The sequence below is a fragment of the Pseudomonas lini genome, assembly GCF_030812475.1.
Lineage (GTDB): Bacteria > Pseudomonadota > Gammaproteobacteria > Pseudomonadales > Pseudomonadaceae > Aquipseudomonas > Aquipseudomonas lini_A.
In genome coordinates this window covers 170,461-188,500 of the sequence record NZ_JAUSSR010000012.1, presented here as the reverse complement: position 1 = coordinate 188,500, position 18,040 = coordinate 170,461, and the positions used below count along the sequence as shown (strand labels likewise).

Sequence of the window (18,040 nt, the reverse complement as noted above, 5' to 3'; positions counted from 1 at the left end):
CATCTCCCTGTTTAGCGCCCTGCCGCACACATACTGTTCCTTGGCAGGGCACCGGTACGGGCCAATGCCTGACCGAATCAATTGATTCTGTAACGTCGACGCAATCCGCGCAAACCGTAGCTGACCCAAGGCCAGAGCAACGCACTGACCAGTGCCGGCAAGACCAGCGCCAGCGTTGGCTGACGATTGCCGGTCAGGGCGCTGAGCCATAGCTGAACCAGCTGGGCGAGGCCGAAGATCACCAGGATCACCAGGCTCTGCTGCCACATCGGGAACATCCGCAGGCGTTGTTGCAGCGCCAGCACCAGGTACGTGATGAGCGTCAGGATCAACGCGTTCTGGCCCAGCAGCGTGCCATAGAGCACGTCTTCGGCAAGGCCCAGGCACCACGCGGTCACCATGCCGACTTTCTGCGGCAATGCCAACGCCCAGAACGCCAGCAGCAAGGCGAGCCAGAGGGGGCGCAGGATTTCCATGAATTGCGGCAACGGCGAAACGCTGAGCAGCAGGCCGATGGCAAACGTCAGCCAGACTATCCAGCCGTTTCGGGAGGCGGTAATACCGACCATTTATTCTCTTCCCCCAGGGGTGGCCGGCGCGGAGACAGGCGGTTTGGCGGCAGGCCTCACGGCAGCGGGTTGAGCCGTCGGTGGTTTGGCGGCGGGCGGCTTGGTGGCGGCAGGTTTGGCTACGGCTGGCTTGGCCGGGGTGGCCGGCGCGGTCACCGGAGCGACCGAAGCGGCTGGAGCGACTGGAGCGACTGGAGCAGCAACGGCCGCCGGGATGACGGCGGCAGATCGGGGCACGGTCGCCGGAATGATCGGTCCACCGCCGTGCTGATCCAGCGCTTCCTGGGCCTGTGCCGCATCGTTGGCGCGCTCTTCGGCGGTGCGGCTGTCACTGAACACCAGCAACAGATAACGGCTGCGGTTCAACGCGGCAGTCGGTACGGCGCGAACAATGGCGAACGGCTGGCCTGAATCGTGGATCACTTCCCTGACCGTGGCCACCGGGTAACCCGCCGGGAATCGCTGACCGAGACCGGAGCTGACCAGCAGGTCGCCTTCCTTGATGTCGGCCGTGTCCGCCACGTGACGCAGTTCCAGGCGCTCCGGGTTGCCGGTGCCGCTGGCGATCGCTCGCAGGCCGTTACGGTTCACCTGCACCGGGATGCTGTGGGTGGTGTCGGTCAGCAGCAGCACCCGGGAGGTGTAGGGCATCAATTCGACCACCTGGCCCATCAGGCCGCGGGCGTCGAGCACCGGCTGACCGAGCACCACACCGTCGCGCTCACCCTTGTTGATGATGATGCGGTGGGTGAAGGGGTTGGGGTCCATGCCGATCAGCTCGGCCACTTCGACCTTCTCGTTGACCAGTGCGGAGGAGTTGAGCAGCTCGCGCAGCCGCACGTTCTGCTCGGTCAAGGCGGCAAGCTTTTGCATGCGGCCCTGCAACAGCAGGTTTTCGGTCTTGAGCTTTTCGTTTTCCGCGACGAGTTCGGTACGGCTGCCAAACTGGCTGGCCACGCCTTGCCATAGCCGCTGCGGCAGGTCGGTGATCCAGTAAGACTGCATCAGCACCAGCGACATCTGGCTACGCACCGGCTTGAGCAGTGTGAAGCGGGCATCGAACACCATCAGCGCGACCGATAGCACGACCAGCACCAACAAGCGCACGCCCAGCGAAGGCCCTTTGGTGAAAAGCGGTTTAATAAGCCGCTCCTCCCAGGCAAATGTTCTCGTTATTCATAGGCAGACCGGCCTGGATGCAGACTGACAGAAGATAAACGCAACAGGCAGCACTGCAAAGTGCTGCCTGTGCGCCAACAGCATAGATGCAACCGGCGATATCACTCGCTGGAAAGCAGGTCCATGGTGTGTTTATCCATCATTTCCAGGGCACGGCCACCGCCGCGGGCGACGCAGGTCAGCGGGTCTTCGGCAACGATCACCGGCAGACCGGTTTCCTGGGCCAGCAACTTGTCGAGGTCGCGCAGCAAGGCGCCACCACCGGTCAGCACCAGGCCACGTTCGGCGATATCGGAAGCCAGTTCCGGCGGCGATTGCTCCAGCGCACTTTTTACCGCCTGAACGATGGTGGCCAGGGACTCTTGCAGCGCTTCGAGCACTTCATTGGAGTTCAGGGTGAATGCCCGTGGAACGCCTTCGGCCAGGTTACGGCCGCGAACGTCGACTTCGCGAACTTCGCCGCCCGGGTAGGCGGTACCGATTTCCTGCTTGATGCGCTCGGCGGTGGACTCGCCGATCAGGCTGCCGTAATTGCGACGCACGTAGGTAATGATCGCTTCGTCGAAGCGGTCGCCGCCAACCCGTACGGATTCGGCATAAACCACACCATTCAGGGAGATCAGGGCGATTTCAGTGGTACCGCCACCGATATCGACAACCATCGAGCCGCGAGCTTCTTCAACCGGCAGACCGGCACCGATCGCGGCCGCCATCGGCTCTTCGATCAGGAAGACTTCACGGGCACCGGCACCGAGGGCCGATTCACGGATGGCACGACGCTCAACCTGGGTGGATTTGCACGGAACGCAGATCAATACACGAGGGCTGGGCTGCAAAAAACTGTTTTCGTGAACTTTGTTGATAAAATATTGCAGCATTTTTTCACAGACACTGAAGTCAGCGATCACGCCGTCTTTCATCGGACGAATGGCAGCAATATTGCCTGGCGTACGGCCCAGCATGCGCTTGGCCTCGGTGCCAACGGCAACGACACTTTTCTGGTTACCGTGTGTCCGAATGGCCACAACCGATGGCTCATTCAGAACGATTCCGCGCTCGCGCACGTAAATAAGGGTGTTGGCAGTGCCCAGGTCAATAGAGAGATCGCTGGAAAACATGCCACGCAGTTTCTTGAACATGGGGAAAGGACCCTAGGCAACGCGTGGGTAAAAAAGTGCGGCAAACTCTAACAACGACAGGGATTTTGGGCAAGGCGCCAATATGTTAAATTGGCCGCTTTTCCGTGCACCAAGCCCCACAATCGCGGCCATATGACCGTAGAAATGCGGTAGTGTTCCGACCAATCTAACACACGGACGCCGTCCGTTCTGTTTTCCACTGGAGATTCCCATGGCGCTTGAACGCTCCGACGTGGAAAAAATCGCTCATCTGGCCTGCCTTGGCCTCAATGATGCCGATCTTCCACACATCACTTCGGCCCTGAACAGCATTCTCGGGCTGGTCGACGAAATGCAGGCGGTCAATACCGACGGTATCGAGCCGCTCGCCCATCCACTGGAAGCCAGCCAGCGCCTGCGCGCAGACGTCGTGACCGAGACCGATCATCGCGAGGCCTACCAGTCCATCGCACCAGCGGTCGAAAACGGCCTGTACCTGGTTCCGAAAGTCATCGACTAAAGGGAAAGAGCCTGCAATGCATCAATTGACTCTGGCCGAGATCGCCCGCGGTCTCGCCGACAAAAAGTTTTCTTCCGAAGAGCTGACCAAGGCCCTGCTGGCGCGCATCACCCAGCTCGATCCGCAGCTCAACAGCTTCATCAGCCTCACCGAAGACCTGGCGCTGCAGCAGGCCAAAGCCGCTGACGCCCGCCGGGCCAATGGCGAGAACGGTGCCCTGCTTGGCGCGCCGATCGCCCATAAAGACCTGTTCTGCACCCAGGGCATCCGCACCAGCTGCGGCTCGAAGATGCTCGACAATTTCAAGGCACCGTACGACGCCACCGTAGTGGCCAAGCTGGCGGCTGCCGGCGCGGTGACCCTGGGCAAGACCAACATGGACGAATTCGCCATGGGGTCGGCCAACGAGTCGAGCTACTACGGCGCGGTGAAAAACCCGTGGAACCTGGAACACGTGCCAGGCGGTTCATCCGGCGGTTCGGCGGCGGCGGTTGCCGCGCGTCTGTTGCCGGCGGCGACAGGCACCGACACCGGCGGTTCGATTCGCCAGCCTGCCGCACTGACCAACCTCACCGGCCTGAAACCGACGTACGGTCGCGTTTCGCGCTGGGGCATGATCGCTTACGCCTCCAGCCTCGATCAGGGCGGCCCGCTGGCTCGCACCGCCGAAGACTGCGCGATCCTGCTGCAAGGCATGGCCGGTTTCGACCCGCAGGACTCCACCAGCATCGACGAACCCGTGCCTGATTACAGCGCCAGCCTCAACGGTTCGCTGCAAGGCCTGCGCATCGGCGTGCCGAAGGAATACTTCGGTGCCGGCCTCGATCCGCGCATTGCCGACCTGATCCACAACAGCGTCAAGGCGCTGGAAAAGCTCGGTGCCGTGGTCAAGGAAATCAGCCTGCCGAACATGCAGCACGCGATCCCTGCGTACTACGTGATCGCCCCGGCGGAAGCCTCTTCCAACCTGTCGCGCTTCGACGGCGTGCGATTCGGCTACCGTTGCGAAGACCCGAAGAACCTGATCGACCTGTACAAGCGTTCCCGTGGCGAAGGTTTCGGCCCGGAAGTGCAGCGCCGGATCATGGTCGGCGCCTACGCGCTGTCGGCCGGTTACTACGACGCCTACTACCTGAAGGCGCAGAAAATCCGTCGCCTGATCAAGAACGACTTCATGGCCGCCTTCAACGAGGTCGACATCATCCTCGGCCCGACCACGCCGAACCCGGCCTGGAAGCTCGGCGCCAAGAACAGCGACCCGGTCGCTGCGTACCTGGAAGACGTCTACACCATCACCGCCAACCTCGCCGGCCTGCCGGGCTTGTCCATGCCCGCAGGTTTCGTCGACGGGCTGCCGGTCGGCGTGCAGCTGCTCGCCCCGTATTTCCAGGAAGGTCGCCTGTTGAACGTTGCCCATCAGTATCAGTTGAACACTGACTGGCACACCCGTACCCCAACCGGCTTCTGAGGAGAAACACATGCAATGGGAAGTCGTGATCGGGCTGGAGATTCATACCCAGCTCACCACCCGGTCGAAAATCTTTTCCGGTAGTTCCACCACCTTCGGTTCCGAGCCGAACACCCAGGCCAGCCTGGTCGACCTGGGCATGCCCGGCGTACTGCCGGTGCTGAACCAGGAAGCGGTGCGCATGGCGGTGATGTTCGGTCTGGCGATCGACGCCGAGATCGGCCAGCACAACGTGTTCGCCCGCAAGAACTACTTCTACCCGGACTTGCCCAAGGGCTACCAGATCAGCCAGATGGAGTTGCCGATCGTTGGCAAGGGCCACCTGGACATCGCCCTGGAAGACGGCACAGTCAAACGTGTCGGCATCACCCGCGCGCACCTGGAAGAAGACGCCGGCAAGAGCCTGCACGAAGAGTTCACCGGTGCCACGGGTATCGACCTGAACCGCGCCGGCACGCCGCTGCTGGAAATCGTTTCCGAGCCGGACATGCGCAGCGCCAAGGAAGCCGTGGCTTACGTCAAGGCTGTCCACGCGCTGGTGCGTTACCTGGGCATCTGCGACGGCAACATGGCCGAAGGCTCGCTGCGTTGCGACTGCAACGTGTCGATCCGTCCGAAAGGCCAGGTTGAGTTCGGTACGCGCTGTGAGATCAAGAACGTCAACTCGTTCCGCTTCATCGAGAAGGCGATCAACACCGAAGTGCAGCGCCAGATCGAGCTGATCGAGGACGGCGGCAGGGTGATCCAGCAGACCCGCCTGTACGATCCGAACAAGGACGAAACCCGTCCGATGCGCAGCAAAGAGGAAGCCAACGATTACCGTTACTTCCCCGATCCGGACCTGCTGCCAGTGGTCATCGAGAACTCGTTCCTCGACGAGGTGCGCGCCACCCTGCCGGAATTGCCACCGCAGAAACGCGAGCGCTTCCAGGCGCAGTTCGGCCTGTCGGTCTACGACGCCAGCGTCCTGGCCACCAGCCGCGAGCAAGCCGATTACTTCGAGAAAGTCGCGAGCATAGGCGGCGACGCCAAGCTGGCGGCCAACTGGGTGATGGTCGAGCTGGGCAGCCTGTTGAACAAGCAGGGCCTGGACATCGACCAGTCGCCGGTCTCGGCCGAGCAACTGGGCGGCATGCTGCTGCGCATCAAGGACAATACCATCTCCGGCAAGATCGCCAAGGTGGTGTTCGAAGCCATGGCCAACGGCGAAGGCAGCGCGGACGAGATCATCGACAAGCGCGGCCTCAAGCAAGTGACCGACAGCGGCGCCATCTCTGCAGTTCTGGACGAGATGCTCGCGGCCAATGCCGAACAGGTCGAGCAATACCGCGCGGCAGACGAAGCCAAACGCGGCAAGATGTTCGGCTTCTTCGTCGGCCAGGCGATGAAAGCGTCCAAAGGCAAAGCCAACCCGCAACAGGTCAACGAACTGCTGAAAAGCAAGCTCGAAGGCTGATGAGCATGGAGCCAGATCCCAAGCCTGGCTCCACCCCCCTGTAGGAGCAAGCTTGCTCGCGATGGAGTATCAGTCGACATGTTTGTAGCTGACACACCATCGCGAGCAGGCTCGCTCCCACATTTGTATGTGGATACCTTTGAATGAAACGTCTGCTCAGTGCCTGCGCCCTGCTCTCCCTGCTGGCCGGTTGTTCCAGCAACGACATCATCGATCCACACGGCTACGACAAGACCGGCACCGCCTCCTGGTACGGCGCGAGACACCAAGGCAAACGCACCGCCAGTGGCGAGCGCTTCAACAAAAATGCCCTGACCGCCGCCCACCGTCAGCTACCCTTTGGTACACGGGTGAAGGTCACCAATCTGAACAACGACAAATCCTGTGTAGTGCGCATCAACGATCGCGGGCCACATACCCGTGGGCGTCTGATCGATGTTTCACACGAGGCTGCCGAACGCCTGGGCATGCTCAGAAGCGGCACCGCACGGGTTCGCGTGCAAGCCCTCGACTGACCGACGGAGCCTCGACCATCTTCGGACTTGCCGATTTACCCCTGCTCAGCGTGATTGAATTGCTCAGCGGCCTGTTGTTACTGATCGCCGGCGCCGAACTGATGGTGCGCGCCGCCGTGCGCCTGGCGGCGCGGCTGCATGTTCGCCCACTGATTATCGGCCTGACCATCGTCGCCCTCGGCAGCAGCGCGCCGCAGATGGCGGTCAGCCTGCAGGCGACCCTGGCGCAAAACGCCGACATCGCCGTCGGCAGCGTGATCGGCAGCAGCATCTTCAACATCCTCGTCACCCTCGGGCTCTCGGCGCTGATCATCCCGCTGCGGGTGTCGCGGCAACTGGTGCACCTGGACATTGCGCTGATGATCGGCGCCAGCCTGCTGGTGTTCATATTGGCGTGGAATGAAGAACTCACCCGGATTGACGGCGTACTGCTGCTGGCAGCGCTGGTGTTGTATCTAGGCTTGCTGCTGCGCCAGTCGCGGCATTCGGCCCGTCCGCAATCGACTGCCCAGGATGGGGTGCAAGCGCCGTGGCTCAGCAGCCTGCTGATGATCGCCGTCGGGCTGGCGATGCTGGTCTACGCCGGGCACCTGTTGTTGGGCGCCGCGGTGTCGGTCGCCACCGACCTGGGACTTTCCGAGCGGATCATTGGCCTGACCATCGTTGCCGTCAGCACCTCCCTGCCGGAACTCGCCACCTCGCTGATCGCGGCGTTGCGCGGAGAACGGGAGATCGCCGTGGGCAACGTGGTCGGCAGCAACCTGTTCAATCTTCTGGGCGTACTCGGTTTTACCGCGCTGATCGCGCCGTCACCGCTGTCGGTGTCGCCCAACGCCCTGGAATTCGATTTGCCAGTCATGCTCGGCGTCGCAGCACTGTGCCTGCCGGTGTTCTATTCCGGCTACCGGATGACCCGGGCCGAAGGCCTGCTGTTTCTGGGGCTGTACCTGGCGTACGGCCTGCATGTGGTGTCATTCACCACCGGTATGCCGCTGGCTGGCAAGCTGGAACACCTGATGCTGTTTTTTGTCCTGCCGGCACTGGTGGCGTATTTGCTGTTCACGTCCCTGCGCGCCTGGCGTCGCCAACACCACAAGAGGGAATTGCCATGACCGATAATAAAAAGCCTGGGGTTGAAGTCCGCCGCCAAGTGATGGGCGACGCTTTCGTCGACCGTGCGCTGGGCAATGCCACCGAGTTCACCCAGCCCCTGCAGGATTTCGTCAACGAACACGCCTGGGGCAGCGTCTGGAACCGCGAAGGCCTGCCACTGAAAACCCGCAGCCTGATCACCCTCGCCGCGCTGACGGCGTTGAAGTGTCCGCAGGAATTGAAAGGCCATGTGCGCGGTGCGCTGAACAACGGTTGCACCGTGGAGGAGATTCGCGAGGCGCTGCTGCATTGCGCGGTGTATGCCGGTGTGCCGGCGGCGATCGACGCGTTTCGGGCGGCGCAGGAAGTGATCGATAGCTATCAGCAGGCGCAATGACACCGCCTGACAAATCCCGACTCAATACAGGCGCTGCCGGGGAGCCGCCGACCGCCACCCCGGCAGCACTCGCTGACAGCGACTCTCCCCGGTTCAACTACACACTTCGATAATAATTGACGTCCCGCCGCCCGTTGCACGACAGCCCCCTTACGACAAAATGAGCGACACACAATCACAATAAGTGATGGTCGCCGAAGGGGTCTGTACTCGCTCCTTGCACCTTCGCTTCATCACAAGGACGTTCTCATGATGCGATCCCGGGTTCTGGCGAGCCTTTCCAGCCTGGCACTGTCGAGCCTGCTCTTCAGCAGCCCGGCACACGCCTCGGCCCAGGCTTGTTTCGAAGCCAGCCATCGGGATTTCAGTGAAGTCCTACCCTGCTACAAAAAAGCCGAATCCGCCAAGCCATTGGTCTACACCGCCACAGGCACGCAAACATTTCCTGGCGTGAAAAAACGCAGCTTCGATCTGGTGTCCGGGCAGTGGTCGCCAGAAGGCCTGGTCAGCCCTGAACGCTGGCAGCATGACGTCGACATTTATATCCCGGACAACGCGCTGCATGGCCGGGCCTTGCTGGTGGCCAATAACGGTACCCTGACGCCGGGCGGGGGCAGGGAGCCAAGCGGCCCTACCGATTTCACCCAAGCGATGGCCCTCGAAGTAGCCCTCCAAACCCGCACCATCGTGATCTCTGTCAGCAATATCCCCAATCAATACCTGACGTATGCCGATGATGGCGTTCCACGCAAGGAGGACGCCAGCGTCGCCCACAGCTGGAAGCTGTTTCTCGATGATCCACAGCGCCATCCGTTCATGTCAGTGCGCTTGCCGATGGTGATGTCGCTGGTCAAAGCCATGGACCTGGCACAGCAGCAATTGCAGCCCTGGGGGATCAACCAGTTTATCATCAGCGGCGCCTCGAAACGCGGGTGGACCGCCTGGCTGGCAGCCATTACCGATGAGCGCGTGCATGCGATCGTGCCCTTCGCCATCGACATCCTGGGCATGGACAAGGTCCTCGACCATACCTGGCAAGCCTATGGTCGAAACTGGCCCCTGGCGTTTTTTGACTATCACCATGAAGGCATCACCCGGCAGATCAAGACTGAAAATTTTGCCCGGCTGCTAAAAATCGAAGACCCGCTGAGCTACCTGAATTCGGCCTATGCTCCTCGCCTGGCGATTCCCAAATACATTGTCAATGCCAGCAGCGACGACTTTTTCCTGCCGGACAACACGGCTTTCTTTTTCGACCCGCTACCCGGTCCGAAAGCCTTGCGAGTCACGCCCAACGCCAGCCACTATGGGATCAGGCAATTCGTCGAAAACTCGCTCATTCCAGTGATCAATCGCTGGCAGCAAGACCGTGCCTTACCCGTCATTACAACTCGTTCGGTTCTGCAGGGATCAAGGGAAATCCTGGGATTGAAGTTTTCCGAACCCCCGATGCAGGTAACTCAATGGACTGCAATCAATCCGCTGGCCCGGGACTTTCGACACCCCTGCGGGGTTCGCTACGAATCCAGCGACGTCACTCCCTCAGCCCCGCTCGACGCCCAGGTGCTGATCGATACGCCGGACAGGGGATGGAAGGCGACCTTTATCGAAGCCACCTTTGCCGACGGTTTCGTTGCCACGACACCGGTGCAGGTGACTCCCAACGTTTATCCGGATACGGCACCTCCGATCATCGAGCCAGGCTGCAAGACGCTCAGCGACTAGATCCACCCACCCCACTGCAACAAAAAGATCCCGATGTTTGTGGTGACCGCGGCCATCAAAGTGGTAATCACGATGATCGCTGCCGCCAGTTCATGATTGCCATTGGCCTGGCGGGCCATGACAAAACTGGCCGCGGCGGTCGGGCTGCCGAAGTACAGGAACAGGATTCCCAGCTCCGCCCCGCGAAAACCCCAGAGCCAGGCACCCAGCGTCGCCAGGATCGGCAGGCCGATCATCTTTACGAGGCTCGAACTCAGCGCCATCGAGCCGCTTTTGCGCATTGCCGCCAGCGACAGGGTGCCGCCGATGCAGATCAGCGCCAGGGGCAAGGTGGTCTGCGCCAGGTACTGGCCGGACTTCTCCAGCCATCCCGGCAAGCCGATGTTGAAGTAGGCGAACGGGGCCGCCGCCAACACGCTGATGATCAGTGGATTGATCATCACGCTTTTGAAGATGCTCCACGGGTCGGACTTGATCACCGGGCTGTACACCGCCAGCACGATGGTCGAAAGCGTGTTGTAGAACAGGATCACCAGTGCAGCGAGAATCGCCCCGAGGGAAATCCCGTAGTCACCGTACATGCTCGCTGCCAGCGCCAGGCCGATGACACCGTTGTTGCCACGAAACGCGCCCTGGGTATAGATCCCCCGGTCTTCCCGCGGGCACTTCCAGATCGCCCAGCCCCAGGCAATGGCGAAACAGACCAGGGTGGCGATAGAGAAGTAGATCAGCAGCGCCGGTTGCAATGCGGCGTGCAGGTCGGCATGCAGGATGCCCAGAAACAACAGCGCCGGCATGGTGACATTGAACACCAGGGCCGATGCGGTGTGGATGAAGTTGTCGTTGATCCAGTCGATGCGCTTGAGCAGCACCCCCAGAAACAGCATGGCAAACACCGGCGCGGTGATGTTCAGGGTTTCGAGGAAGATAGCCAGCATGCCGGGGGTAACCTTGGGTGAGCGTCGTTAGGGGGCTAATGATAAGCCACCTGGGACGTTGGCGTCTGGTAGAACGCCTTCGCTGGCAAGCCAGCTCCTACAGGTCCGCGTCGTACGCCTATTTTGTGCTCGACACAAATCCTGTAGGAGCTGGCTTGCCAGCGAAGCAGTCGACTCGGTCTTACGTGATCGGCGCCGGGTTGAACAAGGTAATGTCGTTATGCAGCTTGTGCCGCTCCGCCCACGTCTGCTTCTTGCCGCTGGCCACATCCAGATAGTAGTGGAACAACTCCCACCCCAGATCCTCGATCGACGCCCGCCCGGTCGCAATCCGCCCGGCATCGATGTCGATCAGGTCCGGCCAGCGCTGCGCCAGTTCGGTCCGGGTCGAGACCTTCACCACCGGCGCCATCGCCAAACCATAGGGTGTGCCGCGACCGGTGGTGAACACATGCAGGTTCATCCCCGCCGCCAGCTGCAAGGTGCCGCAGACAAAATCACTGGCCGGCGTCGCACAGAAAATCAGCCCTTTGCGCTTGAAACGCTCACCAGGGCCAAGCACGCCATTGATCGCACTGCTGCCGGATTTGACGATCGAGCCCAATGACTTCTCGACAATGTTCGACAACCCGCCCTTCTTGTTGCCCGGCGTGGTGTTGGCACTGCGATCCGCCTCACCCTTGGCCAGGTAACGGTCGTACCAATCCATCTCCCGCACCAGTTCCTGAGCCACTTCCTCGGTTTCGGCGCGGGACGTCAACAGATAAATGGCGTCACGCACTTCGGTGACTTCGGAAAACATCACCGTCGCGCCAGCCCGCAGCAACAGGTCCGAGGCATAGCCCAATGCCGGGTTGGCGGTGATGCCGGAAAAAGCATCGCTGCCGCCGCATTGCATGCCAAGGATCAGCTCGGACGCCGGCACGGTTTCCCGGCGACGTTGATCGAGCTTCTTCAAGCGGGTCTCGGCCAATTGCATGATCTGCTCGATCATCTCGGTGAAACCGTGACTCGAATCCTGCAGGCGGTACAGCCACGGCTCACTCAAATCCACCGAGCTGTCGTTCTCGTGCATCACCTGCCCGGCCTGCAATTTCTCGCACCCCAGGCCGATGACCAAGGCTTCGCCACCCAGGTTCGGGTTGCGCGCCAGATTGCGCACGGTGCGGATCGGGATGTACGCGTCCGTCGCGGTGATCGCCACACCGCAGCCGTAGCTGTGGGTCAGCGCCACCACGTCATCGACGTTCGGGTACTTGGGCAGCAACTCGTCCTTGATACGCTTGACCGCATGGTCCAGCACGCCGGTGACGCACTGCACGGTGGTGGTGATGCCGAGAATGTTACGCGTGCCGACAGTGCCATCGGCATTGCGATACCCCTCGAACGTGAAGCCTTCCAGCGGCGCCTGTGCCGCCGGCACCTCGGTGGACAGCGGCAAGCTGTCCAGCGGCGGCGCGGTCGGCATGCGCAGTTGATCCTCCTTGACCCAGCTGCCGCGTGGAATCGCTTGTAACGCGTAGCCAATGGTCTGGCCGTAGCGAATCACCTGCCCGCCCTCGGGAATATCTTCCAGGGTGACCTTGTGGCTCTGCGGCACGAAGTCCAGGGTGACCAGGCCGTCCGCAAACTCGGTGCCGGCTGGCACCCCCTGATCATTGACCACGATGACCACGTTGTCCCGCTCGTGCAGGCGGATGTAGCGCGGCGAGTCGGAATGTTCAATCAACTGCATGACGCCGCTCCTCAGGAATGCGCTTGAGACAATTTGTTATTGGTTTCAGGACCGCTGACTGGCGGCTCCTTGAGCACCACACGCTTGATCGGGCCAACGATCACCAGATAGCTGAACACCGCGACCAGTGCGTTGCAACCGACGAACACCAGCGCCCATTTGAACGATCCGGTGGAGCTGATGATGTAACCGATCACGATCGGGGTGGTGATCGACGCGATGTTGCCGAAGGTGTTGAACAGGCCACCGCTCAGACCGGCGATCTGCTTCGGCGAGGTGTCGGACACCACAGCCCAGCCCAATGCACCCACGCCTTTGCCGAAGAATGCCAGGGCCATGAAGCCGACGACCATCCATTCCACGTCTACGTAGTTGCAGGCCACGATACTGCTGGACACCAGCAAGCCGGCAATGATCGGCGCCTTGCGGGCGAAGGTCAGCGAGTGGCCCTTGCGCAGCAGGTAGTCGGAAATCACCCCGCCGAGCACCCCACCGATAAAACCGCAGATCGCCGGCAACGAGGCGATGAAGCCGGCCTTGAGAATGGTCATGCCGCGTTCCTGCACCAGGTACACCGGGAACCAGGTCAGGAAGAAGTAGGTGATGCCGTTGATGCAATATTGGCCCAGGTACACCCCGAGCATCATGCGGTTGGTCAGCAGTTGGCGAATGTAGTCCCACTTCGGACCGTCAGCCTTTTTACCCTTGCCTTTGTCCTGATCCATGTCGACCATGCCGCCGTTGTCGGCAATGTGCTTGAATTCGGCGTCATTGATCATCGGGTGCTGGCGCGGGCTGTGGATAACTTTCAGCCAGATTCCCGAGAAGATGATACCGATCACGCCCATGACGATGAACACGTGCTGCCAGCCAAAGCTGTAGACGATCCAGCCCATCAGCGGGGCGAACAACACGGTGGCAAAGTACTGCGCCGAATTGAAGATCGCCGAGGCTGTACCGCGTTCCGCCGTGGGGAACCAGGCCGCGACGATGCGTGCGTTGCCGGGGAAGGATGGCGCTTCGGCCAGGCCCACCAGGAAGCGCAGCATGAACAGCGCAACCACCGCCGTGGACATGCCGAACTCGCCGACATAACCCTGGAGCACGGTGAACAGCGACCAGGTAAAAATGCTGAGCGCGTAGATTTTTTTCGAACCGAAACGGTCCAGCAGCCAGCCACCGGGAATTTGCCCGGCGACGTAGGCCCAACCGAATGCGGAGAAGATATAGCCGAGGGTAACCGCGTCGATGCCGAGGTCTTTTTGCAGGCTGGAGCCCGCGATGGCGATAGTGGCCCGGTCGGCATAATTGATGGTGGTCACCAGGAAAAGCATGAGCAAAATCAAATAGCGGACGTGGGTTGGCTTGGTCGCTTGCATGTAGATGTACTCCCACTGATTATTTTTATGCGCGGGTGAAACAGGTGCTCCTCTGTAGGAGCGAGCTTGCTCGCGATGGAGGTCAACGATGACGCGGGGCATCAGGTTTAACGCCGCGACCTCTAGACCTTCGCGAGCAGGCTCGCTCCCACAGGGGTAATGCGTTTACGAACCGATGTAGCTGGTCTTCACGACCGTGTAGAACTCTTGCGCGTAGCGACCTTGCTCGCGAGATCCATAGGATGAACCTTTACGCCCGCCGAATGGAACGTGGTAATCCACGCCCGCCGTCGGCAGGTTGACCATCACCATCCCGGCCTGGGAGTGGCGCTTGAAGTGGTTGGCGTACTTCAGCGACGTGGTGGCGATGCCCGCCGACAGACCGAACTCGGTGTCGTTGGCCATGGCCAGCGCAGCGTCGTAATCGGCCACGCGCACGATGTTGGCCACGGGGCCAAAGATTTCTTCGCGGCTGATGCGCATGGCGGCTTCGCTGTCGGCAAACAGCGTCGGCGCGAGGTAGTAGCCTTCGGTGTCGCAGGTCACCAGACCACCGCCGCTGACCAGACGCGCACCTTCGGACTGGCCGATGTCGATGTACTTCATGTCCTGTTCAAGCTGGGCTTGCGAGACCACCGGACCGATATCGGTGCCGGTTTTCAGCGCGTGGCCGACCTTGATCGACTTCATGCGCTCAGCCATGGCTTCGACGAACTTGTCGTGTATCCCGGCGGTGACGATGAATCGGCTCGAGGCGGTGCAACGCTGGCCGGTGGAGTAGAACGCGCTCTGCACCGACAGTTCGACCGCTTGCTTGAGGTCGGCGTCGTCGAGAATGATCTGCGGGTTCTTGCCGCCCATTTCCAGCTGCACTTTGGCCTGGCGCGAGACGCAGTTGACGGCGATCTGACGACCGACACCCACGGAGCCGGTAAAGCTGATGCCGTCGACTTTAGGGCTCTGCACCAGCGCATCGCCAATCACTCGGCCGCTGCCCATCACCAGGTTGAACACGCCGGCGGGGAAGCCTGCGCGGGAGATGATTTCAGCCAGGGCCCAGGCGCAGCCCGGTACCAGGTCCGCCGGTTTCAGCACCACGCAGTTGCCATAGGCCAGGGCCGGGGCGATTTTCCACGCCGGGATCGCGATCGGGAAGTTCCAGGGCGTGATCAGACCCACCACGCCCAGCGCTTCGCGAGTGACTTCCACATTGACGCCCGGACGCACCGACGGCAGGTAGTCGCCGGACAGGCGCAGGCATTCACCGGCGAAAAACTTGAAGATATTGCCGGCGCGGGTCACTTCGCCGATGGCTTCGGGCAGGGTCTTGCCCTCTTCCCGGGCCAGCAAGGTGCCGAGCTCTTCACGACGGGCGAGGATTTCAGTGCCGACTTTATCCAGGGAATCGTGGCGAGCCTGAATGCCTGAAGTGGACCAGGCCGGGAACGCGGCGCGAGCGGCGTCGATGGCGGCGTGAACCTGAGCCAGATCGGCCTTGGCGTACTCGCCGATGGTGTCGGTCAACTCCGACGGGTTGATGTTGGCGCTGTAGTCGGCACCGGTGACCCATTGGCCATTGATGTAGTTATCGAAACGCTTTGTATCAGCCACAATCATTCTCCTGCAAAAGAGTCCTTACGCAAAAAGCCGCTGATTGCTCAGCGGCCTTTCTCAATCGGTTTTTTTACTGCGCGCCCTGCTTGTCGATCAGCGCGGCCAGAGCTTCGTACTCTTCTGGCAGCAGATCGGTCAGCGGCGCACGCACAGGACCTGCGTCATAGCCGACGATTTTTGCCCCGGCCTTGACGATGCTCACTGCGTAACCGGCCTTGCGGTTACGGATATCCAGGTACGGCAGGAAGAAGTCGTCGATGATCTTGCCGACGGTGGCGTGATCTTCACGCGCAATGGCGTGGTAGAAATCCATCGCGGTTTTCGGGATGAAATTGAACACCGCCGACGAGTAAACCGGCACGCCCAGCGCCTTGTAGGCCGCGGCGTAGACTTCGGCGGTCGGCAGACCGCCCAGGTAGCTGAAGCGGTCGCCGAGGCGGCGACGGATCGAGACCATCAATTCGATATCGCCCAGGCCATCCTTGTAGCCGATCAGGTTCGGGCAGCGCTCGGCCAGGCGTTCCAGCAGCGGCGCGGTCAGACGACACACGTTGCGGTTGTAGACCACCACGCCGATGTTCACCGATTTGCACACGGCTTCAACGTGAGCAGCCACGCCGTCCTGGCTGGCTTCGGTCAGGTAATGCGGCAGCAGCAACAGGCCCTTGGCGCCCAGACGCTCGGCTTCTTGAGCGTATTCGATGGCTTGACGGGTCGAACCGCCAACGCCGGCCAGAATCGGCACGCTGGTTTCGCAGGTGTCGACGGCGGTCTTGATGATTTCCGAGTATTCGCTGGCCGCCAGAGAGAAGAACTCACCGGTGCCGCCCGCGGCGAACAGAGCCGAGGCGCCGTATGGGGCCAGCCACTCGAGACGTTTGATGTAGCCAGCGCGATGGAAATCGCCCTGGGCGTTGAAATCGGTAACCGGGAAAGACAGCAGACCGGAAGAGAGGATGGACTTCAGTTCTTGTGGATTCATTATTCGAACACCCTGGGTAGCGACGTTATGTGTGAGAAAAGCGTTCAGCCTGCGCCGAAGTTGTAGGTCATCGTACAACTTAAAAAATAACCGTCAACTGCATTTCATCGCCGAGGGTGAAAATTGTTGGTAAAGAAGGACGGGGGCTAAGAATTCATGGGGCTTTGGTTCAATAGAAACGGAGGCATGGACAACGCGCCCGATAGGCTTTCAGGAGATACGTTGTCGGAAGAGAGAGACAACGGAGGGGAGTTGGTTTCAGGACCGGACCGGATAATGGTGGCATGACTGCGGGCCCCTTCGCCGGCAAAGCCGGTCTCGCTCTCACAAAGGGATTCGCGGCGACTACAATGTCCGGGCACGACAGCGATCAAGTGGGAGTGAGACTGCTCGCGAAAGCGTTGGGTCAGCTTGCACGGATGTTGAATGTGCCGCCGCCTTCGCTGGCAAGCCAGCTCCTACAGGGGGGCTGCGGCGAACATAAAGTCTGGACTTGGCAGCGATCAAAAATATGGGAGCGAGCTTGCTCCGGATAGCGTTCCGACGAAAGCGGTCGGTCAGGCAATGATTTAACCGATTCAGCAACCTTAACCGCGCTGCGCCTCAGCCTCTTCATGGGCATGGCGCAACCGCTCACGGCTGTTGGTCAGGTGCAACCGCATCGCCGCCCGTGCCGCATCCGAATCCTGGCGGGCAATCGCGTCATAAATCTCTTCATGCTCACGGCTCAGGCGATTCATGTAGTGCTGCTGATCATCATGGGCCAGGCGCGCCGAATTGAGTCGCGTACGCGGGATAATGCTGGTGCCCAGGTGGGTCATGATGTCCGTGAAGTAACGGTTGCCCGTCGCCAGGGCGATTTGCAGGTGGAACTGGAAGTCCGACGCCACGGCATCGCTGGCGTGGGAGACACTTTCATTCAACGCGTCCAGCGCCGCTCGCATCAGCGCCAACTGCTCGGGGCTGCGGCGTTGTGCGGCGAGGCCGGCGGATTCCACTTCGAGGCTGATGCGCAGTTCGAGAATCGCCAGCACGTCACGCAGGGTGACCACGGTTGCCGGATCGATGCGAAAACCACTCGGGCTGGGGGTGTCGAGCACAAAGGTGCCGATGCCATGACGGGTTTCAACCTGCCCGGCCGCCTGCAACCGCGAAATCGCTTCACGGACCACCGTACGGCTGACGCCATGGGCATCCATGATTGCCGACTCGGTGGGCAATTTGTCGCCGCGCTTGAGTTGACCGTCGCGAATCTGCTCGGACAGCACCGTCACCAGTTCCTGTGCGAGGCTGCGGCGCTTGCGAGGGAGGCGTGGCGTGTCGATCGGGTTTTCCATGGTGAACGTCATTCTC

At 61.1% G+C, this 18,040-nt stretch carries 16 protein-coding genes; 7 read left to right on the top strand and 9 right to left on the bottom strand.

Annotated elements, in window-relative coordinates:
* Positions 1-77 precede the first annotated feature (77 nt).
* The 3 genes from mreD to mreB all read right to left on the bottom strand — a co-directional run bounded on the left by mreD (position 78) and on the right by mreB (position 2,887).
* Complete coding sequence (mreD, locus tag J2W17_RS22760; protein WP_064679735.1) at positions 78-569, bottom strand: rod shape-determining protein MreD; 492 nt, start codon at positions 567-569, stop codon at positions 78-80.
* On the bottom strand, positions 570-1,712 hold the full coding sequence (gene mreC, locus J2W17_RS22755; protein WP_307339844.1) for a rod shape-determining protein MreC: 1,143 nt from the start codon (positions 1,710-1,712) through the stop codon (positions 570-572).
* Between the two features lie 137 nt (positions 1,713-1,849).
* Positions 1,850-2,887 carry a rod shape-determining protein MreB gene (gene mreB / locus J2W17_RS22750; RefSeq protein ID WP_002555108.1) on the bottom strand — a complete coding sequence of 346 codons (1,038 nt, stop codon included), beginning with the start codon at positions 2,885-2,887 and terminating at the stop codon, positions 1,850-1,852.
* Positions 2,888-3,098: 211 nt separating this feature from the next.
* Here mreB and gatC point away from each other — a divergent pair, with 211 nt between their 5' ends.
* From gatC to J2W17_RS22715, 7 genes are all read left to right on the top strand, one after another.
* Positions 3,099-3,386, top strand: a complete 288-nt coding sequence (gene gatC / locus J2W17_RS22745) for an Asp-tRNA(Asn)/Glu-tRNA(Gln) amidotransferase subunit GatC (protein ID WP_045061473.1) — start codon at positions 3,099-3,101, stop codon at positions 3,384-3,386.
* A gap of 16 nt (positions 3,387-3,402) precedes the next feature.
* A complete protein-coding gene (gatA, locus tag J2W17_RS22740; protein ID WP_307339705.1) occupies positions 3,403-4,854 on the top strand; it encodes an Asp-tRNA(Asn)/Glu-tRNA(Gln) amidotransferase subunit GatA in 1,452 nt (483 codons plus the stop codon).
* Positions 4,855-4,864: 10 nt separating this feature from the next.
* A complete protein-coding gene (gene gatB / locus J2W17_RS22735) occupies positions 4,865-6,310 on the top strand; it encodes an Asp-tRNA(Asn)/Glu-tRNA(Gln) amidotransferase subunit GatB (RefSeq protein WP_307339703.1) in 1,446 nt (481 codons plus the stop codon).
* Between the two features lie 143 nt (positions 6,311-6,453).
* Complete coding sequence (locus J2W17_RS22730) at positions 6,454-6,825, top strand: septal ring lytic transglycosylase RlpA family protein (protein WP_307339700.1); 372 nt, start codon at positions 6,454-6,456, stop codon at positions 6,823-6,825.
* Between the two features lie 50 nt (positions 6,826-6,875).
* Positions 6,876-7,937, top strand: a complete 1,062-nt coding sequence (locus tag J2W17_RS22725) for a calcium/sodium antiporter (protein WP_307339697.1) — start codon at positions 6,876-6,878, stop codon at positions 7,935-7,937.
* Complete coding sequence (locus J2W17_RS22720) at positions 7,934-8,314, top strand: carboxymuconolactone decarboxylase family protein (RefSeq protein WP_307339695.1); 381 nt, start codon at positions 7,934-7,936, stop codon at positions 8,312-8,314. The genes J2W17_RS22725 and J2W17_RS22720 overlap by 4 nt, the downstream gene beginning before the upstream one ends.
* A gap of 249 nt (positions 8,315-8,563) precedes the next feature.
* Positions 8,564-10,039: a PhoPQ-activated pathogenicity-related family protein gene (locus tag J2W17_RS22715; protein ID WP_307339692.1), complete on the top strand. Its 1,476-nt coding sequence runs from the start codon at positions 8,564-8,566 to the stop codon at positions 10,037-10,039.
* Here J2W17_RS22715 and J2W17_RS22710 read toward each other — a convergent pair.
* From J2W17_RS22710 to J2W17_RS22685, 6 genes are all read right to left on the bottom strand, one after another.
* On the bottom strand, positions 10,036-10,977 hold the full coding sequence (locus J2W17_RS22710; RefSeq protein ID WP_307339689.1) for an AEC family transporter: 942 nt from the start codon (positions 10,975-10,977) through the stop codon (positions 10,036-10,038). The two genes, J2W17_RS22715 and J2W17_RS22710, sit on opposite strands and share 4 nt — an antisense overlap.
* A gap of 181 nt (positions 10,978-11,158) precedes the next feature.
* Complete coding sequence (gene garD / locus J2W17_RS22705) at positions 11,159-12,712, bottom strand: galactarate dehydratase (protein WP_307339686.1); 1,554 nt, start codon at positions 12,710-12,712, stop codon at positions 11,159-11,161.
* An 11-nt stretch (positions 12,713-12,723) separates the two neighbouring features.
* The gene (locus J2W17_RS22700) at positions 12,724-14,091 is read right to left on the bottom strand and encodes an MFS transporter (RefSeq protein WP_307339683.1); all 1,368 of its coding nucleotides are present in this window, start codon (positions 14,089-14,091) and stop codon (positions 12,724-12,726) included.
* 165 nt (positions 14,092-14,256) lie between these two features.
* The gene (locus tag J2W17_RS22695) at positions 14,257-15,702 is read right to left on the bottom strand and encodes an aldehyde dehydrogenase family protein (RefSeq protein ID WP_307339680.1); all 1,446 of its coding nucleotides are present in this window, start codon (positions 15,700-15,702) and stop codon (positions 14,257-14,259) included.
* Between the two features lie 73 nt (positions 15,703-15,775).
* Complete coding sequence (gene kdgD, locus J2W17_RS22690) at positions 15,776-16,687, bottom strand: 5-dehydro-4-deoxyglucarate dehydratase (RefSeq protein WP_307339677.1); 912 nt, start codon at positions 16,685-16,687, stop codon at positions 15,776-15,778.
* 587 nt (positions 16,688-17,274) lie between these two features.
* Positions 17,275-18,024 (bottom strand): FadR/GntR family transcriptional regulator, encoded by a 750-nt coding sequence (locus J2W17_RS22685; RefSeq protein ID WP_191634278.1) that lies wholly within the window; start codon positions 18,022-18,024, stop codon positions 17,275-17,277.
* Positions 18,025-18,040: the final 16 nt, after the last annotated feature.

Excerpts from the sequence above, each read along its gene's own strand:
- mreD (WP_064679735.1), bottom strand. The coding sequence starts at position 569 with ATGGTCGGTATTACCGCCTCCCGAAACGGCTGGATAGTCTGGCTGACG.
- mreB (WP_002555108.1), bottom strand. The coding sequence starts at position 2,887 with ATGTTCAAGAAACTGCGTGGCATGTTTTCCAGCGATCTCTCTATTGAC.
- gatC (WP_045061473.1), top strand. The coding sequence starts at position 3,099 with ATGGCGCTTGAACGCTCCGACGTGGAAAAAATCGCTCATCTGGCCTGC.
- gatA (WP_307339705.1), top strand. The coding sequence starts at position 3,403 with ATGCATCAATTGACTCTGGCCGAGATCGCCCGCGGTCTCGCCGACAAA.
- gatB (WP_307339703.1), top strand. The coding sequence starts at position 4,865 with ATGCAATGGGAAGTCGTGATCGGGCTGGAGATTCATACCCAGCTCACC.
- J2W17_RS22730 (WP_307339700.1), top strand. The coding sequence starts at position 6,454 with ATGAAACGTCTGCTCAGTGCCTGCGCCCTGCTCTCCCTGCTGGCCGGT.
- J2W17_RS22720 (WP_307339695.1), top strand. The coding sequence starts at position 7,934 with ATGACCGATAATAAAAAGCCTGGGGTTGAAGTCCGCCGCCAAGTGATG.
- J2W17_RS22715 (WP_307339692.1), top strand. The coding sequence starts at position 8,564 with ATGATGCGATCCCGGGTTCTGGCGAGCCTTTCCAGCCTGGCACTGTCG.
- J2W17_RS22710 (WP_307339689.1), bottom strand. The coding sequence starts at position 10,977 with ATGCTGGCTATCTTCCTCGAAACCCTGAACATCACCGCGCCGGTGTTT.
- garD (WP_307339686.1), bottom strand. The coding sequence starts at position 12,712 with ATGCAGTTGATTGAACATTCCGACTCGCCGCGCTACATCCGCCTGCAC.
- J2W17_RS22700 (WP_307339683.1), bottom strand. The coding sequence starts at position 14,091 with ATGCAAGCGACCAAGCCAACCCACGTCCGCTATTTGATTTTGCTCATG.
- kdgD (WP_307339677.1), bottom strand. The coding sequence starts at position 16,687 with ATGAATCCACAAGAACTGAAGTCCATCCTCTCTTCCGGTCTGCTGTCT.
- J2W17_RS22685 (WP_191634278.1), bottom strand. The coding sequence starts at position 18,024 with ATGGAAAACCCGATCGACACGCCACGCCTCCCTCGCAAGCGCCGCAGC.